The sequence below is a fragment of the Sandaracinobacteroides hominis genome (genome assembly GCF_016464365.1).
Taxonomy (GTDB): Bacteria; Pseudomonadota; Alphaproteobacteria; order Sphingomonadales; family Sphingomonadaceae; genus Sandaracinobacteroides; species Sandaracinobacteroides hominis.
This window is the reverse complement of sequence record NZ_JADCUC010000005.1, coordinates 231,174-256,552: the sequence shown is the minus strand read 5'-3', so window position 1 is coordinate 256,552 and position 25,379 is coordinate 231,174. Positions and strand designations below refer to the sequence as shown.

The following is a 25,379-nucleotide window of genomic DNA, read 5'->3' as shown; positions in this document are numbered from 1 at the left end:
TGTTCTGTGCATGTCCGGACGTGGCGCTCCTTCGAATCAGCTATCCGGCCGATTTGGGCTGCCGGCTCGGGAGGCTGATGGCGATTGGCTGGATTGGGCGGCGGGCGAGGAGGAGCTGCCGCCTTTGAAGACGACGGTGCAGATCGAGCATCCGCGCCACGCCATCACCCGCAACGATAGTCCGGACATTCCCTTCGACCGCAGCTTCAATGCCTATCGGGGCTGCGAGCATGGCTGCATCTATTGCTTTGCGCGGCCGACGCATGCCTATCACGACCTGTCGCCGGGGCTGGATTTCGAGACGAAGCTGTTTGCCAAGCCCGTTGGTCCGGCGCTGCTGAAGCGGGAGTTCGCCAAGGCGGGGTATCGGCCGGAAGTGCTGGCGATGGGGACGAATACCGACCCCTATCAGCCGATCGAGCGGGATTTCGGCATCACGCGGGCGGTGCTGGAGCTGTGCCTGGAGACCGGGCATCCGGTGAGTATCACGACAAAGTCCGACCGGGTGTTGGGCGATATCGGGCTGCTGACGGAGCTGGCGGCAAAGGGGCTGACGGCGGTGATGCTGTCGATCACCTCGCTGGACCGGAAGTTGGCGCGCAACATGGAGCCTCGGGCGGCGGCGCCGCACCGGCGGCTGGAAGCGATGCGCCGGCTTGCGGCGGCTGGTGTGCCCGCGTTCGTTTCGGTTTCGCCGATCATTCCGGGGCTGAACGACCATGAGCTGGAGGCGATCCTGCAGGCGGCGGCCGAGGCCGGCGCGAGCGGCGCGTTCTGCCAGCCGATCCGGTTGCCGCACGAGGTGGCGCCGCTGTTCGAGAGCTGGCTGGAGGCCTGCTATCCCGACCGGGCGCAGAAGGTGTTGAACGGTATCCGGGCGATGCGCGGCGGCAAGCTCTATCGCTCGGACTGGTTCGAGCGGATGCGGCCGCAGGGGGAGTGGGGGCGATTGCTGAGAATTCGGCTGGCCGCGGCGAAGCGGCGGACTGGGCTGGACAGGCCGCATCCGGTGCTGCGCACGGACCTGTTCCGGCCTCCCGCGCGCGAGACCGATCCGAGGCAAGGCCTGCTCTTCTGAACAGCGGATAAACAGTTTGGGATTCCTGTGGAATCGGATTAGCTTCCCGTCAGCTTGAAAGTAAGGGGAATTAGAGAATGCTTGCCACTGCATTTCACGTAGGCTGGTGGATCATCCTGTTCTGGATTTTCATCGGCATTGCGATCGGGGGGCTGATCGCGTGGTTGATGGGTTCTTCGCGTACAACGACAAGTCAATCGCTGGGGGTTGCCGATTTCGAGGGCAAGACTGCCACGGTCCGCACCGAGACGACGCATTCGGCTGACCAGCTGGAAGCTATCGAAGGGGTCGGTCCGCAGATCGCCGAACTGTTCCACAAGAATGGCGTGCATCGCTTTGGCCAGATCGCCGCGATGAGCCCGGCGGATATCTCCAAGATGCTGGCGGCTGGCGGCAGCAATTTTACCATTGCCCAGCCCTTTACCTGGCCGTTCCAGGCGAAGCTGCTGGAGAATGGCTGGATCGCCGAATTCCTGACGGTGGGCCAGAAGCTGACGGCCGGGCGGCTGCCGGTGACGGGGCTTGCCGGTGTCGGTGAAGCAACGGCGCAACGGCTTTCGGCGGCTGACGCGGGTTCGGTCGAATCGCTGGCCTCTGCCGATGCGGCAGCGCTGGCGGCGAAGGTTTCGGCCTCTGGCGACAGCATTTCGGAATCGCGGCTGGCGACCTTCATCGCCGAGGCGAAGAAGATCCTGAACGGCGACATGACTGCGCTTGCGGCCTTCTTCGGGCTGCCGGCCACGGTGCTGAGCACGCGCTCGACCGCGACCTACAAGGAAACGCGCGAGGTTGCCGGGCCTGTTGTGAATGCGCAGGGGCTGCTGGGTGCGGTGCCTGCCGTGGCGGCGACCAGTGGCGGTTCGCTGCTGCCGGTGTGGCTGGGCCTTGGCGGCGCGGCACTGCTGGCGCTGCTCTGCATGCTGAAGATCATCTGCCCGGCGATGCCTGTTGTCGTTGAAGAGGAAGTCGCTGTCGTGGAGCCGGTGGTTGCACCTCCGGCCATTCCCGAGGGCGAAGGCCTGATCGCGCAGGAAGAGAATGGCAAGCCGATGCTGATCGTCTTCTTCGCGACGGCGAAGTCTGACGTCACCAACGAGCTGTCGACGGAGTCGGCGAAGCTGAAGACCTATCTGGACGAGCATCCCGGATCGCGCCTGAGCGTATCGGGCTATGTCGATCCGCGTGGGGATGCAGCCTTCAACGCCGAGCTTTCCAAGAACCGCGCCGAGAAGGTGGCCGCTGCGCTGGCTGCGGCCGGTATCGCGGCGGATCGGATCGATCTCGACAAGCCGGCCGATGTGGTGGCCAATGAGGCGACCATGGCCAATGAACGCAAGGTGGAGGTGAAGGTGAAGGATGCGGGCCAGACCGCCTCTGACGTCGGCACCACGGTGGACCCGACCGCAACGCCGGAAACGGCTGCGGAGAATGCCACCGCCAAGTAACGAGCTCCTGTGAGAGAGGGGAGATCCGCCCGGTGCGCCACGCGCGCCGGGTGGATTTTTTTGAGCATGTTCCGCTTTGCAGGAACCGGAAGGTGGCTCAGCTGATGCGGTCGTACATCAGGAAGAAATAGCCGGCCTGCAGGAACAGCGCGGTTGCGACGAGGGCGGCGTGGACACGCGGGTTACGGCTGGTGGCGCCGATGGCGGCGATGGCGAAAAATGCAACGCAGTGCGCGATATAGGGCGAGCCCAGATGTTGAAAATAGGAGCGGCCCTTCAGCAGCGTGTCGCCGACGTCGAGGACGCAGGACAGCGCCATGAAGCCGAAGATCCAGCGTCTGCGGGACAGGAAATAGTCCTGAAAATCCTGATATTCCTGCAAATTGTCGGGAAACAGCAGGCTGCAGACCATGAAATAGCTGCACGCATACGCGAAGAAGAAGAGATAGACGCCGAACGTCCATTCGGCGAGGTGGATGAGGCGGAATTCCCACCACCAGAAGCCGACCAAGCTGAGCAGCGCCCACAGCACCCAGCCGACATGCACCCACCAGGCGATGCGCAGGCGGGGATGTTCGGCGAAGCGGGCGAGGCCGTTCAGCAGGCGGGTGACGGAAAGACCGAGGATGACTCCGATCAGCACGCGCACGTGCAGGAACAGCTCAAGCGCGGGCGTTTCCATCGTTCACGCTCCTAAAGGACGGCGTCCCCGACGAACGGGTTGGTCTGCCGTTCGCGGCCAAAGGTGCTGACCGGGCCATGCCCGGGGACGAAGGCAGTCTGGTTGCCGAGTGGCCAGAGGCGGCCGGTGATGGAGTTTACCAGCTGCTGGAAATCGCCCTGGGGAAAATCGGTGCGGCCGACACTGCCCTGGAAGAGCACGTCGCCGACGATGGCAAGGTTGGAGGCCGGGTGGTGGAAGATCACATGGCCGGGGGTGTGGCCGGGGCAGTGATAGACATCGAGCGTGAGGTTGCCGACCGTCACCTGATCGCCGTCGTACAGCCAGCGGTCTGGCGTGAAGGCGGTGGCGCCAACGACTCCATATTGGGCGCCGACGGTCGGGTTCATGTCTATCCAGAATTTGTCGTCCGGGTGCGGGCCCTCGATGGGGACGCCCAGCCGCTCGGCGAGCACGCCGGAGAGGCCGCAATGGTCGATATGGCCGTGGGTGATCAGCAGCTTCTCGATGGTGACGCCCTGCTCTTCGGCGACCTTCAGCAGGTGATCGAGATCCCCACCGGGATCGGTGAAGGCGCCGCGCATGGTTTGCGTGCACCAGATCAGCGTACAGTTCTGCTGCAGCGGGGTGACGGGCACGATCACCGCCTTCATCGGTGGACTCTGCGGCGGGTTGCTGGTGGGTTCACTTGCCATGTTCTGCCAAGTGGCATTGCGGGAGCGGCTTCGCAATGCCACTTGAGTGGGAATGCCGCCTGAAGCCCCCTCAATTCCAGACTCCGCGAAATCGAGCGCCGACTTCGGGACGTTGCGGCGCTTTCTTCCCTATCTGTGGCCGTCGGATGCGCCGGAGCTGAAACTGCGCATCGTGCTGGCGATGTTGCTGGTGCTGGTTTCGAAGGCCGTGCAGCTTTCCATGGGCTTCCTGTATGCGGGCGCCATAGACCGGATGGCGCCGGGCAAGGAGCCGCTGGCGATGCTCGCGATCGGGCTGGTGCTGGCCTATGCGGGCGCGCGATTCGGGGCGGTGCTGTTCGACAATCTGCGCAACGTCATCTTCGAGAAGGTGGGGCAGGATGCCGCCCGCCGGCTGGCGGAGGATGTGTTTGCGCACCTGCACCGGCTGTCTCTGCGCTTTCACATGAACCGCTCGACCGGGGCGCTGGCAAAGGTGGTGGAGCGCGGGATCAAGTCGATCGAGGTGATGCTGTATTTCCTGCTGTTCAACATCGCCCCGACCGTGATCGAGCTGGCGGCGGTGGGCGTGATTTTCTGGACGCGCTTTGGTGTAGAGCTGGTGGTGGCGACCGCGGTGATGGTGGTTGCCTATATCAGCTTCACCCGGCGGATCACCGACTGGCGCAACAAGCTGCGCGAGGAAATGAACGAGCTGGACACCGCGAGCGTTGCGCGTTCGGTGGACAGCCTGCTGAACTATGAGACGGTGAAATATTTCACCGCCGAGGCGCGCGAGACGGATTATTATGGCCGGGTGATGCGGCGCTATGCCGATGCGACGGTGAAATCCGAAAATTCGCTGGCGCTGCTGAATGTCGGCCAGTCGCTGCTGACCAACCTGCTGATGGGCGGGGCCATGGCCTATAGCGTCTGGGGCTGGTCGCAGGGGCGCTTTTCCACCGGCGATGTGGTGCTGGTGAACACGTTGCTGGCGCAGCTGTTCCGGCCGCTGGACCTGCTGGGCATGGTCTATCGCACGATCCGGCAGGGGTTGGTGGACATGGCGGCGATGTTCGACCTGATCGACACGCCTGCCGAGGTGGTGGATGCGCCGGGTGCGATGCCGCTGCTGGTGACGGGCGGCGAGGTGCGATTCGAGAATGTGCGTTTTGGCTATGATCCGGGGCGGGAGATCCTGAAGGGCCTGAGCTTCGTGGTGCCCGCCGGCTCGCGCACTGGAATCGTCGGCGGCTCAGGGGCGGGAAAATCCACGATCGCCCGGCTGCTGTTCCGCTTCTATGACGTGACAGGGGGGCGGATCCTGATCGACGGGCAGGATATCCGCGAGGTGACGCAAACGAGCCTGCGCGGCGCCATCGGCACGGTGCCGCAGGATACCGTGCTGTTCAACGACACGCTGGGCTATAACATCGGCTATGGGCTGGCCGATGCCAGCCGCGACCAGATCGAGGCGGCGGCTGCCGCGGCGCAGCTGGGGCGGCTGATCGAAAGCCTGCCGGACGGCTATGACACGCGCGTTGGCGAGCGGGGTTTGAAGCTGTCTGGCGGGGAAAAGCAGCGGGTGGCGATTGCGCGCACGCTGCTGAAGAACCCGCCCATCCTGATCCTGGACGAAGCCACCAGCGCGCTGGACAGTGCCACCGAGGCCGACATTCAGGAAGCGCTGGAAGTCGCCGAGGAAGGCCGCACGACGCTGGTTATCGCGCACCGGCTTTCGACCGTGGTGGATGCCGATCAGATCCTGGTGATGCGGGCGGGCGAAATCGTGGAGCGCGGAACCCACCAGCAGCTGCTGGCGGCGGGCGGCGCATATGCCGAGCTGTGGGCGCTGCAGGCAGCGGAAGAGGAAGGCAGCGCTGCCGCCCTGCTTTCCTGAAGTCGCGGCTAGCGGGGGTAATCCTGTGCGGTGAAGTCGTAGCCGCTGGTGTTGGCGGCAGCGACGAACGAAAAGCCGCCAATGAACCCGAGCGCTATCGCGATCAGGAGAATTTGTCTGTTGGACATCACGTCGACCATTCCCGAACCCTTCCCGATGGCAGTGCAATTCCTCCTTGCCCGGCCATCGCAACACTCAGATGACAGTGGGGCGGAAAATCCAAGTCAAGGATTGTAAACCCGCAGTCACTTTTCCGGCGGCATCCCGGCACGCGATGGAAAGCGCCGGTAATTGAACCACTTTGCTGCATGCAGGATTTACGGCAGCGCTTCGCGGAGTTGCGGATAGGGCAGCCCGTTAACGCTTTTCGACGAACCGATCCGGCGATTTCAGGCGGTGGTCGCGACTCGCATCGGACCTTCGCGGCGGCCGTGGACGAACTGGTCGACATAGTCGTTGCCGCTGGAATCGAGCTCGCTGACCGGACCCTGCCAGATGATGCGGCCGCCATGCAGCATGGCGACGCGGTCTGCGATGTGACGGACAGAGGCCATGTCGTGGGTGATGGTGAGTGCCGTGGCGCCGAGGGCCGTCACCTGTTCGCGGATCAGGGCATTGATGACGTCGGCCCGTATCGGATCGAGGCCGGTGGTCGGTTCGTCGAAGAAGATGATTTCGGGCTTTGCAGCGATGGCGCGGGCGAGCGCCACACGCTTTTGCATGCCGCCCGAAAGCTCCGACGGGCGGAGATCGGCGACGCGTGCCTCCAGCCCCACCTTGGTGAGATTCTCGATGGCGAGCTTGCGCATCTGCGCACCGCCGCCAAGCTTGCCCTGCGTCAGCGCAAAGGTGATGTTGCGCCATACCGGCAGGCTGTCGAACAGGGCGCCGCCCTGGAACAGCATGCCGAAGCGGGCGCGCGCTTCTTCCAGCGCCCTGCCCTTCAGGCCGACAAGCTCCTTGCCGTCGAGCAGGATGGAGCCGGCGTCGGGCTTGATGAGGCCCAGGATGCACTTCAGCAGCACGGACTTGCCGGTACCGGAGCCGCCAATGATGACGAGGCTTTCGCCCGGCGCGACGGACAGGTCTACGCCATCGAGGACGACCTTGGAGCCGAAGGCCTTTTTCAGGCCGCTTATCTTCAGACGCTCGGTCAATTTCCGAAAACCAGCACGGTAATTGCGAGGTTGAAGAGCAGAATCAGGACGAAGGCGAGCACCACGGCGTTGGTGGTGGCGCGGCCAACCCCGGCTGCCCCGCCCGACGAGCGGAAGCCGTGGTAGCAGCCGGCAAGCGCGATGACGAAGCCGAAGACCGCCGCCTTGACCAGACTGGAGAGGATGTCGTCGGCTTCGATGAAGCGCCGGGTGGTGGCGAGATAGTTGGCGGCGTTGAAACCGAGGCGGAAAACCGAGAGGCCATAGCCGCCGAGCACGCCGATGATGTTGGCGATCAGCACCAGCACCGGCAGCATCAGCGTGGAAGCGACGAGGCGAGGGGCAATGAGATAGCGCCACGGGTCTGTGCGGAGCGTCACCATGGCATCGAGCTGTTCGGTGACGCGCATGGTGGCGAGCTCTGCGGCCATGGCGGAGGCGACGCGACCGGCGACCATCAGGCCGGCAAGCACCGGACCGAGTTCGCGGACGATGGCGATGACGGTGACGGCGGGCACGGTCGATTCCGCCGAGAAGCGCTGCCCGCCGACATAGATCTGCTGGGCGAGCGCCGCGCCGGTGAACAGCGCGGTGAGCCCGACCACGGGAAGTGAGAACCAGCCGATCAGCGCCATCTGCTCGAACAGGCGGGCGGGATACCAGGGCGGGGTGGCGGCGGATTTCAGCGCGCGGGCGGCGAAAATCGCCAGTCGGCCGATGGCCGCGAATGCGCCGATGACGAAAGCGCCCAGAGCGATGAGGGGCTTCAGAAGGGTGTCGGCGGCGGACATGTCGGGCGCTGGTAGCTGGGAGGATGGCCTGAGGGCAAGCCTCGGTCGCCAGTCTCAGTCATCGGGGCCGAGGGTGGGATCGAGATCGCGCGGGCGGACGAAGCGGGTCAACTTCGCGCCGCCCTCCGCTGCGTCGGCCCAGCTTTCGATCGGAAGCTCGATGCTGGCGAAGGTGGCGGTCGGGTACTTCTGGTGCGCTTCGGCGCGGAGCGGGCTGCTGTCGCCCTCGGTTGCGAGCAGGAGGAGATCCTCGACGCCGGGGTTGTGGCCGATGAGGAGAAGCGATTGCACCTCGTCCGGCGTTTCGCGGATCAGATCATAGAGGCCGGCAGCGGACGACATGTAGATGCGCTTGTCGAATTCGGGGCGCAGGCGGCTGCCCAGGCCGGCCTCGACACCCTCTATGGTCTGGCGGATGCGGAGCGCCGGCGAGGCGATGATGCGGTCGAATACCGGCCCTTCCGCCTGCAACCACTCGCCCATGCGGCGGGCGGCGCGGTGGCCTCTGCCGTTCAGCGGGCGGTCGAAATCGCGCTCTACGGGATCGTCCCAGCTCGACTTGGCGTGACGCAGCAGGTGCAGGCTCTTCATCAGGCGGGCCGGTCTCCGTGAGGACCACCAACTCCTAGGGGGGCGTTTTCGGCTTCGCAATCCCCGGACAGGAACTCGCGGATTCTATCGGCGGCAGTGGCCAGCGGGATGCGGGCGACGGGCACCTCCGGCGGGAAGGCCGCGAGCAGGCGGGAGGGGACGGAGGCGCCCAGCAGCACGAAGGCGCCGCGATCGTCGGCCGAGCGGATGAGGCGGCCGAAGGCCTGCGCCAGCCGGTGCTTTACCTGAATATCCTCGTAGGCGGAGCCGCCGAGCGCGGCGCGGCGGGCAGCGTTGAGGATGGTGGGGCGCGACCAGGGAACGCCTTCGAAGACGATGAGGCGGAGCGAATCGCCGGGGACATCGACTCCGTCGCGCAGGGCATCGGTGCCGAACAGGGTGGCGTGCGGATCGGCGCGGAATAGATCGACGAGGGTGCCGGTGTCCACCGCGTCGACATGCTGGGCGAAGAGCGGCAGGCCGGCGCGGGCCATGCGGTCTGCGAGGCGGGCATGGACGGCGCGCAGGCGGGCGATGGCGGTGAAGAGGCCCAGCGTGCCGCCGCCTGCTGCCGCGATCAGCTCGTGATAGGCGTGGGCGAGGCTGGCGCTGTCTTGCCGCTGGACGTCGGTGGCGATGAAGATGCGCGCCTGCCGGGCGTAGTCGAACGGGCTCTTCACACGGAAGATGTGCGGGGCGACGTGGAGATAGGAGGAGCCGGCGGCCGCCTCGGGCGGGTTGCCGAGGGTGGCCGAGGTGACGGCGACTCCGTGCGCGGGGGCGAGGACGGCGCCGGCGAGCGGTTTCAGCGGATCGAGCCAGTGGCGGTGGATACCGCAATCGAGTTCCCGGCCTTCGGTGCGGACGAGGGCGAACCAATCGACGAAATCTTCCTCGGGCTCGGCGGTGACGCGGGCGAGCAGGCGCTGCCAGGCGCCGAGCAGGTCGAGGCGGAGTTGCAGGCCTTCGGCGGCAGCACCGAGGCGGGCGATGCCGGGCTGGTCGAGCCATTCGGGGCGTTCCTCGGCAAGCGCGAGGAGGCGTTGGCGCAGCGTGAGCGCCGCCTTTGCCATGCGGGCAAGCGCCGCGGCGGCGGTGTCTACCGCCTCTGGGAGGCCCGGCGGCAGGGCGGCGATTTCGGTTTCCAGGCTGAAGCCGCGCTCTTCGTCGGTTGCCTTGGTGAGGACATGGGCGCGGATGGCGGCGGCCAGCGCCTCGATCGGGCCTTCGGGTTCGCCGGCGGCGATACGGCTGAGCCAGTCGGCCGAGGGGAGCAGGCGGGCGGCGTCCAGCAGTTCCTCGAGCGCGGTGCCGCCTTCGCCGTCGTAGCTGGTGACATCGAGCAGGCGGGCGGCGAGGCCGCGCCGGCGTCCCGAGCGGCGACCGGGGCGGTCGGGGCCGAGCAGCCAGCGGCGGAGTTCGATGGCCTCGCCGCCGGTCAGCGCGATGGAGAAGGCGCCGTCTGCCGCGGCGTGCAGGTGGTGGCCTTCGTCGAAGACGAGGCGGGACAGGCCCTGCCCTTCTGCCCGCGCGCGGACGGCGTTGGCCATGACGAGGGCGTGGTTGGCGATGACCAGGCTTGCCTGCTGGCCCTGCCGCTGGCTCTTTTCGATGAAGCAGCGGCGATAGTGCGGGCAGGCGGCGTGGATGCATTCGCCGCGCCGGTCCGTGAGGGCCGGCAGTGCGCCGCTGCGGCGGAACAGGCCGGCGAGCCAGCCGGGAAGGTCTCCGCCGACCATGTCGCCGTCTTCGGAGAAGCGCGCCCAGCGGGCGGCGAGATCGGCAAAGATTGCCGGCCGACCGGCGAAGGCGCCCTGCAGCGCGTCCTCCAGGTTGAGCAGGCAGAGATAGTTTTCGCGGCCCTTGCGAACGACGATTTTCCCGGCCTGCACCAGATGCGGCAGGCTGCGGGCGGTTTCGGCCTTCAGCTGACGTTGCAGCGCGCGCGTATAGGTGGAGAGCCAGACGCTGCCGCCGGTTTCCTGCGCATAGAGCGCGGCGGGGGCGAGATAGCCGAGCGTCTTGCCGATGCCGGTGCCGGCCTCTGCCACGACGAGATTGGGACCGTCGCGGCTGTCGCGCGGCTGGAAGGCGTGGGCGATTTCCTGTGCGAAGGCCTTTTGTCCGTCGCGCGGCTCGCGGCGGTTGCCGGCGAGCTGGGTGAGCGTCGCGGTCACCTGAGCGGGCTGCAGGACAGTGATTCGCGGGGCAGCGCGCGGCGGGACATCGGCCCATTCGGGGAGCGCTTCGAACAGGCTGGGGGCCTGTCGGCGGGGGCCGGAATTTTCGGAGGCCATTTCCTCGTCGAGGAGGCGGCTCCAGAGCCAGCCCTTGCGGTTCAGGCGGTCGAGGCTTTCGCGGGAGCCGGCGAGCGCGGGCCATTCCGGGCGGGAGGCTGTATCGATCAGGGCGGCCGCCGCCTGCTGCAGGAAGGCGGGCTCGGCGGACTGGTTGGCGGGCGCTTCGAGGCCGAGGAAGGCGGCGAGGCCGCCGGCGGAGGGGACGAGGAAACGCGCCGGATGGACGAAGGCGAAAAGTTCGAGAAGATCGAGGCCGGAGACTTCGGCAAGGCCGAGGCGGGCGGCGACCTGTGGCGCGTTCAGCAGCAGATGCGGGGTGTCCGTGAGACGGCGGACGGCCTCGGCGCGCGAAACTGCGCCTGCATTCCCCTCGGAATCGGCGCGCCAGAGGCCCGCATGGGTTGCGACGAGTGCCGGATATTGCAAAGGGGCACGCATGTTCACCGGACTCGACAGCCTTTCGCCCCCTGAATTGCAAGCCCTGCGCGACGAAGCGCAGGCAAGCAAGGCCTGGCCGTTCGAGGAAGCGCGGAAATTGGGGAAGCGCTATGGAGATGCGTTTCCGGCGTCGGGCGTGATCTTCGAGACCGGATACGGGCCTTCGGGGCTGCCGCATATCGGCACATTCGGCGAAGTTGTGCGGACGACAATGGTGCGACGCGCCTTCGAGCTTTTGTATCCGGGCGTGAAGACGCACCTGATTGCCTTTTCCGACGATATGGACGGGATGCGGAAGGTCCCGCCGCACCTGCCCAACCAGGAGCTGTTGAAGGCGGCGCTGGACCTGCCCTTGACGGCAGTGCCCGATCCCTTCGGCACGCATGAGAGCTTTGGCGCGCACAACAATGCGCGGCTGCGCGCGTTTCTGGACAGCTTCGGCTTTGACTATGAGTTTCTGAGTTCGACCGATTGCTACAAGTCGGGCCGCTTCGATGCGACCTTGCTGCGGGTGCTGGCGAAGTATGACGAGATCATGGCCGTCATGCTGCCAACGCTGGGGGCCGAGCGGCAGGCGACCTATTCGCCCTTCCTTCCGATTTCGCCGACGACAGGCAAGGTGCTGCAGGTGCCGATCACCGCGCGCGATGTGACGGCGGGCACGGTTTCCTTTGCCGACCCGGACAGTGGGGAGACGGTCACGGTTCCGGTCACTGGCGGGCATTGCAAACTGCAGTGGAAGGTTGACTGGGCGATGCGCTGGGTGGCGCTGGGTGTCGACTATGAAATGTCGGGCAAGGACCTGATCGATTCGGTGGCGCTTTCCTCGAAGATTGCGCGCGTGCTGGGGGCGAAGCCGCCGGAGGGCTTCAACTATGAGCTGTTCCTGGACGAAGCCGGCGCGAAGATTTCCAAGACCAAGGGCAATGGCCTGACCATCGAGGAATGGCTGCGCTATGCGCCGCCGGAGAGCCTCGCCTTCTATATGTTCCAGCAACCGCGCGCGGCGAAGAAGCTGTATCTGGGCGTCGTTCCCAAGGCGATGGACGAGTATTTCCAGTTCGTCGCCGCCTATCCGGGACAGGCCGTGAAGGAGCGGCTGGGGAACCCCAGCTTCCATGTGCACGGCGGGCCGCCGCCGGCCTATGCGCCGCCCGTCAGCTTTGCGCTGCTGCTCAATCTGGTCGCGGTTTCAGGCGCCACCGACGCGAAGATGCTGAGCGCCTATCTGAAGCGCTATGCGCCGGATTGCGATCCGGAGGGCGATCCGCGGCTGAAGGCGCTGATCGATGCGGCGATTGCCTTCCATGCCGATCATGTGGCGCCGACCCTGCAGCGGCGCGCCCCCGACGCGCGCGAACGTGCCGCGCTGTCGGAGCTGGAGGCGTGGCTGGCGGCAAATCCGGATGCCGACGCGGAAGCGATCCAGTTCGAAGTATATGAGACCGGCAAGCGGCATGGATTCGAGCCGCTGAGGAGCTGGTTTCAGGCGCTTTACGAAATTCTGCTCGGATCGTCGCAAGGCCCTCGAATGGGGACCTTCTTTGCGCTATTCGGGAACGAGAACAGCCGCAAACTGATTGGGTCTGCCTTGAATCAAGAAACTGTGTGATCCGCAGCCTCGCGCTACTCCTGCTGCTGACCTCCCCCGCGCATGCCGCGGCGCCCGAGAAGGCCGCGACGCTGTTTGCAACGGGCAGCTATCGCGAGGCGGCGGCGCAGGGCCGGCTGGCGGATACGGCCGACGGCTATATCCTGGCCGGCAAGGCGACCGGCACGATGGCGGCCTTTGCCACCACCGACAAGGCGGTGGCGCGGGTGCAGCTGCAGACGGCGGAGGCCGATTTCGACAAGGCGCTGGAGAAATCGCCGGGGAACTTCGACGCGCTGCTGCAGAAGGCAGTGGTGATCGGTTATCGCGCCAAGCTGGATTCCAACCCCGGGCTTGCCAAGCAGGCGCGGCGAAATTTCGAGGCGATTGTCGCCCGCTATCCCAACAGCCCGCTGGCAAATGCGGCCCTCGCCGGGTGGCACGGGGAATCGGTGGCGACGCTGGGGAAGTTCCTGGCCGGGACGGCGCTGGGCGCCAAGGAAGCGCAGGCGCTGAAACTGTATGAAAAGGCGCTGGCGCTTCCCGGCGGCGATCCGGTCGTGCCCTATTTCTATGCGTCGAACCTGCTGACGCTGTCTTCGCCTGATGTGGCGAAGATCAGGGCGCTGCTGCAGCGCAGCCTGAAGGCGAGCCCGGACGACGGCTTCGAGCGGCAGGTGCAGAAGAATGCGCGGGCGCTGCTGGTTTCGCTGGAGAAGGACGATCCCGCCGATACGCGCGCGTTGGCACGCAAGCTGTCGCCGCTGGGTGCGGTCCGCTGAACGGGATTTTTTCCAGCACGCGGTGAGCCGGTTTCCCGATGTTTCCCGCTTTATCTGTCGAGGGCCGCAGCCTGCGGCCCCGGCCGGCACATGCCGGGTAAGCGTTTGACAGGGGTATCGGAAACATGGGCAAGAATGGACGTGGCGCCGCGCTGGTTGCGGCAGCGGTTCTGGCATCGACGGCGAGCGCGGCAGAGGCCGGTTATTTCGTGCGGCCGGTGGCGCAATATGGCCAGGGCGAGATGATGGACGGGCTGGTGCGGAACGGGGCAACCAGCAAGTCGGTGCAGTTCCACGACGGCTATACCGCGCTGGAGGCGAGCGTGGACCTGGCCGACGGCACCATCAAGACCTATGTCAGCTCCAGCGGGCCGCAGAGCAATTATCTGATCGCCACCGGTATCTATGGCGACACCATCCGCTATTCCGGCAACAGCCTGGAGGCGGTCAGTTTCACGGTCGATTTCGACGGCATGATCTACAGCTTCCAGCAGGACATGGGCGCCGAATATCCGAACGACAGCCGCTTCATCGGCGTCGACGCCTATTTCGCGGTGTTCGAGGCCGGCACCGGGGCGACATGGGATTGCTGGACCGTTGTTTGCAGCGGCCTGGAGGGGGTGGCGCTCTATAACGACCGGCATTTCCAGAGCTGGACCGACGAGGGGCTGGATTTCTACACCGACTTCAACTTCCAGATGGGCGACAACCTGCTGCTGGAGAACAACAAGAGCTACGAGGTGTATGTCGCCTTCAACCTGCTGCTGAACCCGGGCCAGTATGACGGTTTCATCGAGATGAACTCGCTGAACACCAGCCGGCTTTCGATTCAGGCCGGCAACGGCAGCTTCACCTCGGATTCGGGGGCGCTGCTGGGCTTCGAGAAGACGCCGGCGGGCGTTCCCGAGCCTGCCAGCTGGGCGATGCTGATCGCCGGCTTCGGGCTGGTGGGCGCTGCCGCCCGTCGTCGCCGGCCGGCCATGGCCTGAGCAGAATGCGAGAGGGGCGCGGCCGGGGTTTCCGCCCCGGCCGCGCCCTTTTCTTCACTTGCCGCCGGCTGCGATCCAGCGGTCGATCTTGGCGTCGAGCACTTCCAGCGGCAGGGCGCCCGACATCAGCACCTGTTCGTGGAACTTGCGGACGTCGAAGTTGGCGCCCAGCGCCTTTTCGGCGCGCTTGCGAGCGGCCCGGATGCGCAGGTTGCCGACCTTGTAGGCGAGCGCCTGTGCCGGCATGGCCACATAGCGATCGACTTCGTTGACGACGTCGGTTTCGCCCTGCGACGAGTTGGCAAGCATATAGTCGATCGCCTGCTGGCGGCTCCAGCCCTTGGCGTGGATGCCGGTATCGACGACCAGCCGCATCGCGCGCAGCATCTCGTCGTCGAGGCGACCGAAATACTGGTACGGATCGGTGAACATGCCGAGCTCCTTGCCGAGGCTTTCGGCATAGAGGGCCCAGCCTTCGGCAAAGGCGGTGTTGCCGCCGAAGCGCTGGAAGCTGGGCAGCTTGTCATTCTCTTGCGCCAGCGCGATCTGGAAATGGTGCCCCGGCGAGCCTTCGTGGAGATAGAGCGTCTCCATCCCAGGCGTGGTGCGGCTGGGGAGATCATAGGCGTTGAAGTAGAAGATGCCGGGGCGTTTTCCGTCGGGCGTGCCGGGCTGATAGGAGCCGCCAGCCGAATCCTTTTCGAGGAATTCGGGGTAGGGGCGGATCTCCAGTGGCGTCTTCGGGAATGTGGAGAAGAGCTTGGGCAGCAGCTTATCCACCCGCTTGCCGATGTCGTAATAGCCCTGGGTCAGTGCTTCGCGGCTGGCGACCTTGAACTTGGGATCGGTGCGCAGATACTGGAAGAATTCGGCGCGGGTGCCCTTGAAGCCTACCTCCTGCATCACCTTGTCCATCTCGCCGTGAATGCGCTTCACTTCCGAAAGACCCAGATTGTGGATCTCGTCCGCGGTCATGCTGGTGGTGGTCTGGGTCGCGATCAGGTGCTGATAGAGCTCGGAGCCGCCAGGCATGGTGAGGAGGCCTGGCTTTTCGTTGCCGCGTGAGGCCGGGAGATAGGTCGTCTGCACATAGTCGCGCATGCGCTTGTAGCTGGGCAGCACCTTGTTGCCGACCATGTCGGCATAGGCGGCCTTCAGCCGGGCCTGATCGGCGGCGGGCATGTCCTTCGGGAAGTTGGCGACCGGCATCATCAGCGGCGATTTTTCGACGCCGCCCTCCACTGCCGCGTTCAGCTGGTTCAGCACCCGTTCGGTGACAAGCTTCGGCTGGGTGACCCCGGCGGCGACACCCTGCTTCATCCGCTCCAGCGAGCGGTCCATGGCCACCGTGAAGCCGTCAAGGCGTTTCAGATTGTCCTCATAGTCCTTGACCGTGTTGAAGGGAGCGGCGGACTTGCCCGAGAAGATATCGGGGATGAACTGGTGCAGGCCGTTGAAATGGTCGATCGGGCGGAGAACCTGCGCCTTCAGGATGGCGGGATCATATCCCTTGAGGTCGGTGGTGCGCTGCCATTTGAAGACGTCATAGCTGATCTGCTCGTCGGGAGTCAGCTTCGAGCGGTCGATGGCGGCGAGCGCCTTCAGGTCGGCTTCGACAGCGGCCTTCTCGGCGGCGAAATAGGCGTCGGTGATATAGTCGCCGAACTGGTCGGCATAGCGCAGATCGCCGCGGAAGATGCCGTAGATCGGATTGCGCTTCAGCATGGCTTCGTCGCTGGCGGCGAAGAGCTGCGACAGCTGGGCAGACGGCGTTTGGGCGGCTGTGGTGGGGGCAGGCTGCTGGGCAGCGGCGGGGACAGTCACCAGTGCGAGCGCCGTTCCGGCGAGCAGGATTTTGAGCATGAATCGTCCTTGCTTGTGTTGTTGCCCCCTCTCCTCCCCGGCGCATAAAGAGCGGGTCGGATAGTGCAAGCGCTGTCTCCATCTGTGACAGCTGTTTCGTCGGGAGCAAGGATATCCTGCTTCTGCAGGCCGGGCGCGCCGCGTCGAGCTGATATGGGTGGAGGGCGCATCCTGAAAATCAGGGTGTGGCCGTTACGGTTGCTGCGTTGACAAACTGGCCCCTTCGCCATAAGAGGCGCGCTTTCCGCGGCACGCCCCCAATGCGATTGGGTCGGTTGGCCGCGTTTCCTATCTTGGGGAACTCCCCGCCATAAGGATTACTGAGATGTTCGCGGTTGTGCGCACGGGTGGCAAGCAATATCGGGTCGCAGCCGACGACCAGATCGTGGTCGAGAAGCTGGAAGGCGACGCCGGTTCGAAGATCGAACTGGGCGAAGTGCTGCTGGTTTCCGATGGCGGTGAGCTGAAGGATGCGGCCAAGGTGAAGGTGATGGCGGAGATCGTCGCCCACAACCGTGGCGACAAGGTGATCATCTTCAAGAAGAAGCGTCGCCACAACTATCGCCGCAAGAACGGCCATCGCCAGCACCAGACGGTGCTGAAGATTCTCTCGATCGCGTAAAGGAGCCCCAGCATGGCACATAAGAAGGCAGGCGGCTCGTCGCGTAACGGCCGTGATTCGCAGTCCAAGCGTCTTGGTGTGAAGCTGTTTGGTGGCCAGGAAGCCATCGCCGGCAACATCATCGTTCGCCAGCGCGGAACGCGCTTCTACCCCGGCACCAACGTGGGCCTTGGCCGCGACCACACCCTGTTCGCGACCGCCGACGGCCGGGTGGAATTCCACGACGGCAAGCAGGGCCGGAAGTATGTTTCGGTGCGGATGGCCGAAGCCGCCGAATAAGCAGGACCTGGCCGGTCAGCACCCCGGCCGCAAAGCGGCCGCAAGCCCGACCGGCCGCCGCGCCAAGTGGCGCGAACCTGCGAAGCAGAAAACAAAAAAGAGGGCCGGAGCTTGCGCTTCGGCCCTCTCTTGTAGAGGTCGCAGGCTTATTGCGGCTTCGCGGCCGACTTTTCCTTCGCGGCTTCCTTGTGGTGCGACGTCGTTTTCACGGCGGTCGTTTCCTTCTTCGGAGCCGGGGTGGCGGCCTGTGCGGCGGCGCCTCCTACGAGAGCGAAAGTCACGGCTGCGGCAACAAGGCTTTGCTTCAGCATGGTCACTGTCCTTCATTCGTGCGCGTCGCGATTGGTGCGCACGGCCAGTTAGCTGCTCCCTTCCGGCTTAACAGCCGATGTCCTTGCTGTTAGCTGCCGTTCAGACTGTGCTACCGTTCCCATCCACCACTGGATTGCCTCTGCCATGATGTTCCTCGACCAGGCTAAAATTCACCTGAAGTCCGGCTGGGGCGGCGACGGAGCCGTGAGCTTTCGGCGGGAGAAATTCGTCGAATATGGGGGCCCCAACGGCGGCGATGGCGGCAAGGGTGGCGACATCGTCTTCGAGGCGGTGCCTGGGCTGAATACGCTGATCGATTTCCGCTATACCCAGCACTTCCGGGCAGAGCGCGGGCATGGCGGCATGGGCAATGACCGGCACGGGGCGCAGGGCAAGCTGCTGGTGATTCCGGTGCCGGTGGGCACGCAGATCCTGGCCGACGACGAGGAGCGCAGCCTGCTCGCCGACCTCGACACGCCGGGCACCCGCCTGCTGTTTCTGAAGGGCGGCGACGGCGGCAAGGGCAATGCCCACTACAAGACCTCTACCAATCGCGCGCCGCGCCAGTTCCAGAAGGGTTTTCCCGGGCAGGAAATGAGCGTGTGGCTGCGGCTGAAGCTGCTGGCCGATGTGGGGCTGGTGGGGCTGCCGAATGCGGGCAAATCGAGCTTTCTGAATGCAGTGACCAACGCCAGCGCCAAGGTGGGGGCCTATGCCTTCACCACGCTGAAGCCGCAGCTTGGCGTGGTGTCGCACAAGGGCCGCGAGTTCGTGATGGCGGACATCCCCGGGCTGATCGCCGGCGCGGCCGATGGCGCCGGAATCGGTGACCGATTCCTGGGCCATATCGAGCGCTGCCGGGTGCTGCTGCATCTGGTGGATGCCGGCGGCGAGGCGCCCACCAACGGCTATGACATTGTCCGCGGCGAACTGGATGCCTATGGCGCCGGACTTGAGGACAAGCTGGAGATCGTTGTGCTCTCCAAATCCGATACCGCGACGCCGCAGAAGGTCGCGGCGGTGTCCAAGGCCATCGAGCGGCGCACCGGGGTGCCGCCGCTGGTGGCGTCGGCGATGACCGGGGCCGGGATGGACAAGGTGCTGGACGTGGTACTGGCGGAGGTTTTCCCCGAACAGGCGTCGGCTGGCGGCGATTGGTCGCCACTCTGATGCAACGCGCCGGAGCTTTTTCGCCTGCGTCCGCAGGCCGTCTGGTGGTGAAGGTAGGTTCGTCGCTGCTGGTTGCGGCTGACGGCGAAGTCCGGCGGGAATGGCTGGAAACGCTCGTTGCGGATCTGGCCGCACGCTATAAAGCCGGGCAACAGATCATCCTGGTTTCCTCTGGCGCGATTGCGCTGGGGTCGCGCAAGCTGAAGCTGGCCAAGGGCGGGCGGGCGAGCCTGGAGGATGCGCAGGCTGCCGCTGCTACCGGGCAGATCATCCTGGCCGGGCTATGGTCGGAGCTGTTGGGGAAGCATGGCATAGTTGCCGCGCAGATGCTGGTGACGCTGGGGGATTTCGAGGACCGGCGGCGATTCCTGAATGCCTCTGCGACGCTGGACCGGCTGCTGCAGCTGGGCGTGGTGCCGATCCTGAACGAGAATGATTCGGTGGCGACCGAGGAAATCCGCTTTGGCGACAATGATCGGCTGGCGGCGCGGGCAGCGCAGGCGGCCGGTGCACAGGCGCTGATCCTGCTGTCGGATATCGATGGGCTTTATACGGCAAACCCTTCGGAGGACGCCTCGGCGGAGTTCATCGACACCGTGCCCGACATTGCCGCGATCGCGCATATGGCGAGCCGGGCGTCGTCTTCCGGCATGGGCTCGGGCGGGATGGCGGCGAAGGTGGAGGCAGCGCGGATTGCGCATGCGGCCGGGGTACCGGTGGCGATTGTCGCCGGGAAGCCCGAGCATCCGCTGGCGGCATTCGACAGGAGCGGGCACGGCACCATCTTCACCGCGCCCGACCCGATGCAGGCGCGCAAGGCGTGGCTCGCCGGGCGGATGCAGGTGGAAGGGAAGCTCACCATCGATGCCGGGGCCGCGAAGGCGCTGAAGGCGGGGAAGAGCCTGCTGGCGGCCGGGCTGATCGGCATCGAGGGGCAGTTCCGGCGTGGCGATGCCGTCGACGTGGTCGACGAGGGCGGTCGTTCGATCGCGCGCGGGCTGGTGAGCTATGATGCGGCGGACGCGCGGGCGATTGCCGGCAAGCGCAGCGATGCCATCGCAGGAATTTTAGGTTATGCACCCCGCAGCGCGGTAATCCATCGCGATCAATTGGTGATGCTGTAGGCATCACGGGGCAACTGGTGATGCTGTGAACGCTTTGACGACTCCGAAGATGCTGATGGCCGATATGGGCGAGCGAGCGCGTAGCACTGCGCGGCGGCTGGCGACGGCGACGACTGCGGAGAAAGCGGCAGCGGTGCGGGCGATGGCAGCTGCGATTCGCGCCGCTGAAGGCGCGATTCTGGCGGCCAATGCCGCCGACATGGAGGCCGCGAGCGAACTTTCCCCAGCCATGCGCGACCGGCTGTTGCTGACGCCGGCGCGAGTCGAGGGGATGGCGGCCGGGCTGGACGTGGTGGCGGCGCTGCCGGACCCCGTGGGCGAGACGATCCGCGAATGGGCGCAGCCGAACGGGTTGCAGTTCCGCCGGGTGCGGGTGCCGCTGGGTGTGGTGGGCATCATCTATGAAAGCCGGCCCAATGTGACGGCGGATGCAGGCGCGCTGTGCCTGATGTCGGGGAATGCCTGCATCCTGCGCGGCGGCTCGGAGGCGCTGGCGAGCAGCAAGGCCATTCATGCGGCGATGCTGGCGGGGCTGGAACAGGCGGGTCTTCCGGCGGATGCGATCCAGCTGGTGCCGTCTGCCGACCGCGAGCTGGTCGGGGCAATGCTGGGCGCGGCTGGCCTCATCGACATTCTGATTCCGCGCGGCGGCAAGGGGTTGGTGGCGCGGGTGCAGGCCGAGGCACGGGTGCCGGTGCTGGCGCATCTGGATGGGAACAATGCCGTCTATGTGGACAAGGCGGCCGATCCGGCGAAGGCGGTTTCGATTGCCGTGAACGCCAAGATGCGGCGCACCGGTGTGTGCGGGGCGATGGAGACGTTGCTGGTGGATCGGGCCTATGCCGGGACCCCTGCCCTGCTGACGGCCTTGCTGGACGCAGGGTGCGAGCTGCGGGTGACCGACGATCTGCTGGGGCTGGATTCGCGGCTGAAGCCGGCCGGGCCCGAGGATTGGGATACCGAGTATCTGGAAGCCATCTGCGCGGTTGCCAGCGTGGATGGAGTGGCGGAAGCAGTAGCGCATATCGCCGCGCACGGAAGCTCCCACACCGATGCCATCGTCACCGAGGATGCGGGCGTTGCCGATCGATTCCTGTCGGCCGTCGATTCGGCGATCGTGCTGTGGAACGCCTCGACCCAGTTTGCCGATGGTGGCGAGTTCGGCTTTGGCGCCGAGATCGGGATTGCGACCGGCCGGCTGCACGCGCGCGGGCCGGTCGCGCTGGAAGGGCTGACCACCTACAAGACCGTCGTTATCGGAACCGGACAGGTCAGACCTTGAGAGGGAGGCCATCCGGCCTCGGCCCGGTTTGAGAAAGGGGTTTTCGGTCGGGCTGCTGGGCGGTTCGTTCAACCCGGCGCATGGCGGCCACCGGCGGATGAGCCTGGCGGCGCTGGAGCGGCTGGGCCTGGACGAGATCTGGTGGCTGGTTTCCCCGCAGAACCCGCTGAAGCCGGTGGCGGGGATGGCGCCGCTGGCGGCGCGGCTGGCTTCGGCGAAGCGGGTTGCGCGGCATCCGCGCATCCGGCCCACCGCCATTGAGGCCGAGCTCGGCACGCAGCTGACCATCGACACCCTTCAGGCGCTGAAACGGCGGTTTCCGCAGGTTCGCTTCGTGTGGCTGATGGGATCGGACAACCTGTTGCAGTTCCATCGCTGGGCCGCGTGGCGCGAAATCGCCCGGCAGGTTCCGATTGTGGTGATGGCGCGGCCGCTCTATCATGGACGCAGCCAGTCTGCCCCGGCCATGGGCTGGCTGAGGCGATACCGCCACAGGAACGCCGCCGGATGGAGGAGCTGGGATCTGCCCGCCATCGCACAGGTGAACCTGGGGCTGGATACCACCTCTGCCACCGCACTCCGCCGGTCTGACCCCGACTGGGCCGACGACATTCTCGAGAAACAGGAACCTGCCGCTTGACCGACCAATCCCGCGCCGAAGCGCATGTCGAAGCACTTCACGCCCTTATCCTGAAAGCGCTGGAGGATGGGCAGGCGGAAGAAGTCGTCACCATCCCGCTGGCGGGGAAGAGCGCGATTGCCGACCATATGGTGATCGCGTCCGGCCGCTCGACGCGGCAGGTGGCGGCGCTGGCGCAGCGCATCGAAAGCGACGTGAAGCAGCAGCTGAAGACCAATGTGCGGGTGGAGGGCCTTGCCTCTGCCGACTGGGTGCTGATCGACGCGCATGATGTGATCGTGCACCTGTTCCGCCCGGAAGTGCGGCAGTTCTACGGGCTGGAGAAGATGTGGGCGTTTGACGCCGATGGGGCGCCGGTGCGGGCGCTGGCTGCGAAGCCTTGATTTTTGGTCGGCCTGCGGCCGGTTCCGCGCACTTGCGCGGGCGCGCGGTCGCGCTTGCGGGCTGCGAAGCCTTGATTCTTGGGCGGCCTGCGGCCGCTTCCGCGCACTTGCGCGGGCGCGCGGTCGCGCTTGCGGGCTGCGCCCGGTTTTGGTGCGGCGCTCCGCGCCGGTTCCGCGCACTTGCGCGGGCGCGCGGTCGCGCTTGCGGGCTGCGCCCGAGGTGCCGCGGAGGCGTGAGGCCCTGAAGTTCTCGATCATCGCCTATGGCAAGGCCGGGCGCGGGCCTGAGGCTGAGCTGGTGGCGCGTTATCTGAAACGCATTCCGTGGGGCGCGACGGTTTCCGAATTATCGGAAGGCAGTGCCATTCCGCCCGCGCCTGCGGGAAGCCGCACCGTTGCGCTGGACGAGCGGGGCGCGGCGGTTTCCAGCGCTGCGCTGGCGGCGAAGCTGGGCCAGTGGCGCGACGAGGGGGTGCGCGACGTACGTTTCCTGCTGGGCCCTGCGGACGGGCATACGGCGGAAACGCGGGCGGCGGCCGATCTGGTGCTGGCGTTTGGGCCGGCCACCTGGCCGCACATGTTGGCGCGGGCGATGCTGGCCGAGCAGCTGTATCGCGCCTGGTCGATCATCACGGGGCACCCCTATCATCGTGAAGGATGAGGCCTGCCGCTTTCACGTCGCGTTCAAGCTGCTAAGCTTATGCGCTAAAGACTACGACTCGCTGTGTGCGGGTGCTTGAGGGTCTGTCGATGAAGCCTATTGCCCATACTCTTCTTGCTGCGTCTGCCGGTGCTGTGCTGGCGATTACCGTGCCGACTGCGGTGAGCGCCGCTCGCGAGAATGAGACCTGGCGCGAGCTCGACACGTTGATGGACGTGTTCCTGAAGGTGCGCGAATCCTATGTGGAGCCGGTCGACGACAAGAAGCTGATCGAGGGCGCCATCAATGGGATGCTGGCGAGCCTGGACCCGCATTCCAGTTACCTCGACGCGCGCGACAGCGAGGCGATGCGCAGCCAGACCGATGGCGAATATGGCGGTCTGGGCCTGACGGTTTCGACCGAGGACGGCGCGGTGCGCGTGGTGGCGCCCACCGACGATACACCTGCCGCGCGGGCCGGCATCAAGTCCGGCGACTTCATCACCCATCTGGACGACCAGCTGATATTCGGCAGCACGCTGAACGAGGCGGTGGACAAGATGCGCGGCAAGCCGGGCACCTCGATCAAGCTGACCGTGGTGCGCCCGGGCGCGCCGAAGCCGCTGACCTTCAATCTGACGCGCGAAGTGATCAAGGTTCGCCCGGTGAAGTGGGAAGCCAAGGGCAATGTCGGCGTGATCCGCATTTCCAGCTTCAACCGGCAGACTGGCGAAGCCACCCGGCAGGCCGTCACCGAGCTGACGAGCAAGATCGGGCCGAATCTTTCGGGCTTCGTCATCGATCTGCGTTCCAACCCCGGCGGGCTGCTGGATCAGGCGATCGACGTGTCCGACACCTTCCTGGAGCGCGGCGAAATTGTTTCCCAGCGCGGCCGGGCCAAGGGCGATATCGAGCGCTACTATGCCCGTTCCGACGATTTGAGCGGCGGCAAGCCCATTGTGGTGCTGGTGGACGAAGGTTCGGCCTCGGCGGCGGAAATCGTTGCCGGCGCGCTGCAGGACCAGAAGCGCGCGATCGTGATCGGCCAGCGGAGCTTTGGCAAGGGCAGCGTGCAGACGCTGATCCCGCTGGGGCCGGATAGCGGGCTGCGGCTGACGACGGCGCGCTACTACACCCCGGCCGGCCGTTCGGTGCAGGAAGCCGGGATCGAGCCGGATATCGTGGTGCCGCAGCTGACGGACACCACGCGCAACGACCGTCCGCGGCTGCGCGAAGCCGATCTCCGCAATCACCTGATCGCGGAAAAGGCGGTGGACGAGAAGCTGGTGGAAGATGACGGCAAGCCCGATCCGCGCTTCAAGATGACCGCCGAGGAGCTGAAGAAGCAGGGCGTCACCGACTTCCAGCTGGACTATGCCGTGCGGCTGGTGGGGCGGCTTGGCCCGTCGGCACCGCCCGCCGTGCAGGTGGCTGCCACAACCAAATGATTGCCGAGAAGCAGGCGCCATTGCTGCTGTTCGCGACTTCGGGCGCGCTACTGCTTGGCGCGCTTGGCTTCCAGTTCATCGGCGGACTGGCGCCGTGCGAGATGTGCTACTGGCAGCGCTACGCGCATCTCGCCGTGCTGGCGGTGGCGGGCGCTGCCTATCTGACGGGAAATCGCGCGCTGGCCTGGCTGGCCGTCGTGGCGATGCTGGGGGCGGCAGGCCTTGGCCTGTTCCACGCGGGCGTCGAGCAGGGCTGGTGGGAAGGGATTACTGCCTGCACCGCGCCGGTTGCCGCCGGCATGAGCCAGGCGGACATGCTGGACAGCCTGATGCATGCGCCGCTGGTGCGCTGCGACCAGATCCCCTGGAGCCTGCTGGGCATTTCCATGGCCGGCTGGAATGCGCTGGTGTCGCTGGGCGCGGCCATCTGTGCCAAGGCGGTGCTGATATTCTCGAGGAAGATGGCATGACCAGGCTGGCTGGCGATCCCGGTGCGGACAGCAATTCGATGATCCGCGTAGACCATGCCGGGGAATATGGCGCCGCGCGCATCTATGCCGGGCAGCTGGCGGTGATGGGCACGCGCGGGCCGGTGGCGGGCGAAATCGCCCGCATGGCCAGCCAGGAAGACCGGCATCTGAAGGCGTTCGACCGCATGATCGCAGAGCGGGGCGTGCGGCCTACCCTGCTGATGCCGGTGTGGCATGCGGCAGGCTTTGCGCTGGGGGCAGTCTCGGCGCTGGTCGGGCCGAAAGCGGCCATGGCGGTGACCGCCGCCGTCGAGACCGAGATCGATCGCCACTATCAGGCGCAGCGCGACCTGCTGGACGGCAGCGACCCGGAGCTGGAGGGCATGATCGCCGAATTCCAGGCCGAGGAAGTGGAGCACCGCGAGACGGCGGTGGCGCATGGCGCCGAGCAGGCCGTTGCCTATCCGCTGATGTCGGCGGTGATCCGCGCCGGATGCCGGGCCGCCATCCGCGTGGCGGAAAAGATCTGAAGCGTTCCGCGCGCCGGCTTGTTCGCGCCCGCTTTTGCCTCTAGGGACGCCGGCGTTGGGGAGTAGCTTCCGGCGCGTTCATGCCGGGATCGTGTCAACATACTCGTCGCCTTGCGGTGCAGGGCGCGTGGCGCGATCGGCGGACTGATTTTCCGCCTTGCGAGACCAGCGTGTTCGCAACCCGTACCGGCCGGGTTT

The 25,379-nt window shown here is 66.0% G+C and carries 26 protein-coding genes; 17 read left to right on the top strand and 9 right to left on the bottom strand.

Annotated elements, in window-relative coordinates:
- Positions 1-10: 10 nt before the first annotated feature.
- Complete coding sequence (locus IM784_RS12440) at positions 11-1,078, top strand: PA0069 family radical SAM protein (protein WP_199555660.1); 1,068 nt, start codon at positions 11-13, stop codon at positions 1,076-1,078.
- A gap of 77 nt (positions 1,079-1,155) precedes the next feature.
- A complete protein-coding gene (locus IM784_RS12435; RefSeq protein WP_199555659.1) occupies positions 1,156-2,523 on the top strand; it encodes a helix-hairpin-helix domain-containing protein in 1,368 nt (455 codons plus the stop codon).
- A gap of 97 nt (positions 2,524-2,620) precedes the next feature.
- On the opposite strand, the gene IM784_RS12430 is transcribed toward IM784_RS12435, so the two are convergent.
- Both IM784_RS12430 and IM784_RS12425 read right to left on the bottom strand, forming a co-directional pair.
- A complete protein-coding gene (locus IM784_RS12430; protein ID WP_199555658.1) occupies positions 2,621-3,205 on the bottom strand; it encodes a hypothetical protein in 585 nt (194 codons plus the stop codon).
- 11 nt (positions 3,206-3,216) lie between these two features.
- On the bottom strand, positions 3,217-3,900 hold the full coding sequence (locus tag IM784_RS12425) for an MBL fold metallo-hydrolase (protein ID WP_199555657.1): 684 nt from the start codon (positions 3,898-3,900) through the stop codon (positions 3,217-3,219).
- A 52-nt stretch (positions 3,901-3,952) separates the two neighbouring features.
- On the opposite strand from IM784_RS12425, the gene IM784_RS12420 reads away from it, so the two are divergent.
- Positions 3,953-5,779, top strand: a complete 1,827-nt coding sequence (locus tag IM784_RS12420; RefSeq protein ID WP_199555656.1) for an ABCB family ABC transporter ATP-binding protein/permease — start codon at positions 3,953-3,955, stop codon at positions 5,777-5,779.
- A gap of 8 nt (positions 5,780-5,787) precedes the next feature.
- Here the strand turns inward: IM784_RS12420 and IM784_RS17445 are convergent, their stop codons facing one another.
- The 5 genes from IM784_RS17445 to IM784_RS12400 form a co-directional block, all read right to left on the bottom strand.
- Positions 5,788-5,919 carry a hypothetical protein gene (locus tag IM784_RS17445; RefSeq protein ID WP_268920848.1) on the bottom strand — a complete coding sequence of 44 codons (132 nt, stop codon included), beginning with the start codon at positions 5,917-5,919 and terminating at the stop codon, positions 5,788-5,790.
- 249 nt (positions 5,920-6,168) lie between these two features.
- On the bottom strand, positions 6,169-6,936 hold the full coding sequence (locus tag IM784_RS12415) for an ABC transporter ATP-binding protein (protein WP_199555655.1): 768 nt from the start codon (positions 6,934-6,936) through the stop codon (positions 6,169-6,171).
- Complete coding sequence (locus IM784_RS12410; RefSeq protein WP_199555654.1) at positions 6,933-7,727, bottom strand: MlaE family ABC transporter permease; 795 nt, start codon at positions 7,725-7,727, stop codon at positions 6,933-6,935. Before IM784_RS12410 ends, IM784_RS12415 begins: the two co-directional genes overlap by 4 nt.
- Before the next feature lie 54 nt (positions 7,728-7,781).
- Positions 7,782-8,318: a SixA phosphatase family protein gene (locus tag IM784_RS12405; protein ID WP_199555653.1), complete on the bottom strand. Its 537-nt coding sequence runs from the start codon at positions 8,316-8,318 to the stop codon at positions 7,782-7,784.
- The gene (locus IM784_RS12400) at positions 8,318-11,056 is read right to left on the bottom strand and encodes an ATP-dependent DNA helicase (protein WP_199555714.1); all 2,739 of its coding nucleotides are present in this window, start codon (positions 11,054-11,056) and stop codon (positions 8,318-8,320) included. The genes IM784_RS12405 and IM784_RS12400 overlap by 1 nt, the downstream gene beginning before the upstream one ends.
- Between IM784_RS12400 and IM784_RS12395 the strand changes: the two genes are divergently transcribed.
- From IM784_RS12395 to IM784_RS17280, 3 genes are all read left to right on the top strand, one after another.
- Positions 11,055-12,668, top strand: coding sequence for a lysine--tRNA ligase (locus tag IM784_RS12395; RefSeq protein ID WP_199555652.1), 1,614 nt, complete (start codon positions 11,055-11,057; stop codon positions 12,666-12,668). The two genes, IM784_RS12400 and IM784_RS12395, sit on opposite strands and share 2 nt — an antisense overlap.
- The gene (locus tag IM784_RS12390; RefSeq protein ID WP_199555651.1) at positions 12,665-13,429 is read left to right on the top strand and encodes a tetratricopeptide repeat protein; all 765 of its coding nucleotides are present in this window, start codon (positions 12,665-12,667) and stop codon (positions 13,427-13,429) included. The genes IM784_RS12395 and IM784_RS12390 overlap by 4 nt, the downstream gene beginning before the upstream one ends.
- Positions 13,430-13,554: 125 nt before the next feature.
- Positions 13,555-14,418: a PEPxxWA-CTERM sorting domain-containing protein gene (locus IM784_RS17280; protein WP_235977150.1), complete on the top strand. Its 864-nt coding sequence runs from the start codon at positions 13,555-13,557 to the stop codon at positions 14,416-14,418.
- Positions 14,419-14,472: 54 nt separating this feature from the next.
- Here the strand turns inward: IM784_RS17280 and IM784_RS12380 are convergent, their stop codons facing one another.
- A complete protein-coding gene (locus IM784_RS12380; protein ID WP_199555650.1) occupies positions 14,473-16,281 on the bottom strand; it encodes a DUF885 domain-containing protein in 1,809 nt (602 codons plus the stop codon).
- A gap of 325 nt (positions 16,282-16,606) precedes the next feature.
- Between IM784_RS12380 and rplU the strand changes: the two genes are divergently transcribed.
- Positions 16,607-16,903, top strand: coding sequence for a 50S ribosomal protein L21 (gene rplU, locus IM784_RS12375; protein WP_199555649.1), 297 nt, complete (start codon positions 16,607-16,609; stop codon positions 16,901-16,903).
- Positions 16,904-16,915: 12 nt separating this feature from the next.
- On the top strand, positions 16,916-17,182 hold the full coding sequence (gene rpmA / locus IM784_RS12370; RefSeq protein WP_199555648.1) for a 50S ribosomal protein L27: 267 nt from the start codon (positions 16,916-16,918) through the stop codon (positions 17,180-17,182).
- 146 nt (positions 17,183-17,328) lie between these two features.
- Here rpmA and IM784_RS12365 read toward each other — a convergent pair whose 3' ends face one another.
- Positions 17,329-17,493 carry a hypothetical protein gene (locus tag IM784_RS12365; RefSeq protein WP_199555647.1) on the bottom strand — a complete coding sequence of 55 codons (165 nt, stop codon included), beginning with the start codon at positions 17,491-17,493 and terminating at the stop codon, positions 17,329-17,331.
- Positions 17,494-17,638: 145 nt separating this feature from the next.
- Between IM784_RS12365 and obgE the strand changes: the two genes are divergently transcribed.
- The 9 genes from obgE to IM784_RS12320 all read left to right on the top strand — a co-directional run bounded on the left by obgE (position 17,639) and on the right by IM784_RS12320 (position 25,181).
- Entirely contained in the window at positions 17,639-18,664 is a 1,026-nt protein-coding gene (obgE, locus tag IM784_RS12360) for a GTPase ObgE (protein ID WP_199555646.1), read from the top strand.
- Positions 18,664-19,788 (top strand): glutamate 5-kinase, encoded by a 1,125-nt coding sequence (gene proB, locus IM784_RS12355; RefSeq protein WP_199555645.1) that lies wholly within the window; start codon positions 18,664-18,666, stop codon positions 19,786-19,788. Before obgE ends, proB begins: the two co-directional genes overlap by 1 nt.
- 49 nt (positions 19,789-19,837) lie before the next feature.
- Positions 19,838-21,070, top strand: coding sequence for a glutamate-5-semialdehyde dehydrogenase (locus IM784_RS12350; protein WP_199555713.1), 1,233 nt, complete (start codon positions 19,838-19,840; stop codon positions 21,068-21,070).
- A 28-nt stretch (positions 21,071-21,098) separates the two neighbouring features.
- Positions 21,099-21,710, top strand: a complete 612-nt coding sequence (locus tag IM784_RS12345) for a nicotinate-nucleotide adenylyltransferase (protein WP_199555644.1) — start codon at positions 21,099-21,101, stop codon at positions 21,708-21,710.
- Positions 21,707-22,093, top strand: coding sequence for a ribosome silencing factor (gene rsfS / locus IM784_RS12340; RefSeq protein ID WP_199555643.1), 387 nt, complete (start codon positions 21,707-21,709; stop codon positions 22,091-22,093). Before IM784_RS12345 ends, rsfS begins: the two co-directional genes overlap by 4 nt.
- 241 nt (positions 22,094-22,334) lie before the next feature.
- Positions 22,335-22,754, top strand: a complete 420-nt coding sequence (locus IM784_RS12335; RefSeq protein WP_199555712.1) for a 23S rRNA (pseudouridine(1915)-N(3))-methyltransferase RlmH — start codon at positions 22,335-22,337, stop codon at positions 22,752-22,754.
- Between the two features lie 89 nt (positions 22,755-22,843).
- Complete coding sequence (locus IM784_RS12330; RefSeq protein ID WP_199555642.1) at positions 22,844-24,181, top strand: S41 family peptidase; 1,338 nt, start codon at positions 22,844-22,846, stop codon at positions 24,179-24,181.
- Positions 24,178-24,651 (top strand): disulfide bond formation protein B, encoded by a 474-nt coding sequence (locus IM784_RS12325; RefSeq protein ID WP_199555641.1) that lies wholly within the window; start codon positions 24,178-24,180, stop codon positions 24,649-24,651. Before IM784_RS12330 ends, IM784_RS12325 begins: the two co-directional genes overlap by 4 nt.
- Positions 24,648-25,181 carry a demethoxyubiquinone hydroxylase family protein gene (locus tag IM784_RS12320; RefSeq protein WP_235977148.1) on the top strand — a complete coding sequence of 178 codons (534 nt, stop codon included), beginning with the start codon at positions 24,648-24,650 and terminating at the stop codon, positions 25,179-25,181. Before IM784_RS12325 ends, IM784_RS12320 begins: the two co-directional genes overlap by 4 nt.
- Positions 25,182-25,379 lie beyond the last annotated feature (198 nt).

What these genes read in the sequence shown, in the direction of transcription:
- obgE (WP_199555646.1), top strand. Translation starts at nt 17,639, where the DNA reads ATGATGTTCCTCGACCAGGCTAAAATTCACCTGAAGTCCGGCTGGGGC.
- IM784_RS17280 (WP_235977150.1), top strand. Translation starts at nt 13,555, where the DNA reads ATGGGCAAGAATGGACGTGGCGCCGCGCTGGTTGCGGCAGCGGTTCTG.
- IM784_RS12395 (WP_199555652.1), top strand. Translation starts at nt 11,055, where the DNA reads ATGTTCACCGGACTCGACAGCCTTTCGCCCCCTGAATTGCAAGCCCTG.
- IM784_RS12435 (WP_199555659.1), top strand. Translation starts at nt 1,156, where the DNA reads ATGCTTGCCACTGCATTTCACGTAGGCTGGTGGATCATCCTGTTCTGG.
- IM784_RS12350 (WP_199555713.1), top strand. Translation starts at nt 19,838, where the DNA reads ATGCTGATGGCCGATATGGGCGAGCGAGCGCGTAGCACTGCGCGGCGG.
- rpmA (WP_199555648.1), top strand. Translation starts at nt 16,916, where the DNA reads ATGGCACATAAGAAGGCAGGCGGCTCGTCGCGTAACGGCCGTGATTCG.
- proB (WP_199555645.1), top strand. Translation starts at nt 18,664, where the DNA reads ATGCAACGCGCCGGAGCTTTTTCGCCTGCGTCCGCAGGCCGTCTGGTG.
- IM784_RS12430 (WP_199555658.1), bottom strand. Translation starts at nt 3,205, where the DNA reads ATGGAAACGCCCGCGCTTGAGCTGTTCCTGCACGTGCGCGTGCTGATC.
- IM784_RS12365 (WP_199555647.1), bottom strand. Translation starts at nt 17,493, where the DNA reads ATGCTGAAGCAAAGCCTTGTTGCCGCAGCCGTGACTTTCGCTCTCGTA.
- IM784_RS12410 (WP_199555654.1), bottom strand. Translation starts at nt 7,727, where the DNA reads ATGTCCGCCGCCGACACCCTTCTGAAGCCCCTCATCGCTCTGGGCGCT.
- IM784_RS12400 (WP_199555714.1), bottom strand. Translation starts at nt 11,056, where the DNA reads ATGCGTGCCCCTTTGCAATATCCGGCACTCGTCGCAACCCATGCGGGC.
- IM784_RS12320 (WP_235977148.1), top strand. Translation starts at nt 24,648, where the DNA reads ATGACCAGGCTGGCTGGCGATCCCGGTGCGGACAGCAATTCGATGATC.
- rplU (WP_199555649.1), top strand. Translation starts at nt 16,607, where the DNA reads ATGTTCGCGGTTGTGCGCACGGGTGGCAAGCAATATCGGGTCGCAGCC.
- IM784_RS12425 (WP_199555657.1), bottom strand. Translation starts at nt 3,900, where the DNA reads ATGGCAAGTGAACCCACCAGCAACCCGCCGCAGAGTCCACCGATGAAG.
- IM784_RS12325 (WP_199555641.1), top strand. Translation starts at nt 24,178, where the DNA reads ATGATTGCCGAGAAGCAGGCGCCATTGCTGCTGTTCGCGACTTCGGGC.
- IM784_RS12380 (WP_199555650.1), bottom strand. Translation starts at nt 16,281, where the DNA reads ATGCTCAAAATCCTGCTCGCCGGAACGGCGCTCGCACTGGTGACTGTC.
- IM784_RS12420 (WP_199555656.1), top strand. Translation starts at nt 3,953, where the DNA reads ATGCCGCCTGAAGCCCCCTCAATTCCAGACTCCGCGAAATCGAGCGCC.
- IM784_RS12330 (WP_199555642.1), top strand. Translation starts at nt 22,844, where the DNA reads ATGAAGCCTATTGCCCATACTCTTCTTGCTGCGTCTGCCGGTGCTGTG.
- IM784_RS12440 (WP_199555660.1), top strand. Translation starts at nt 11, where the DNA reads ATGTCCGGACGTGGCGCTCCTTCGAATCAGCTATCCGGCCGATTTGGG.
- IM784_RS17445 (WP_268920848.1), bottom strand. Translation starts at nt 5,919, where the DNA reads ATGGTCGACGTGATGTCCAACAGACAAATTCTCCTGATCGCGATAGCG.
- IM784_RS12405 (WP_199555653.1), bottom strand. Translation starts at nt 8,318, where the DNA reads ATGAAGAGCCTGCACCTGCTGCGTCACGCCAAGTCGAGCTGGGACGAT.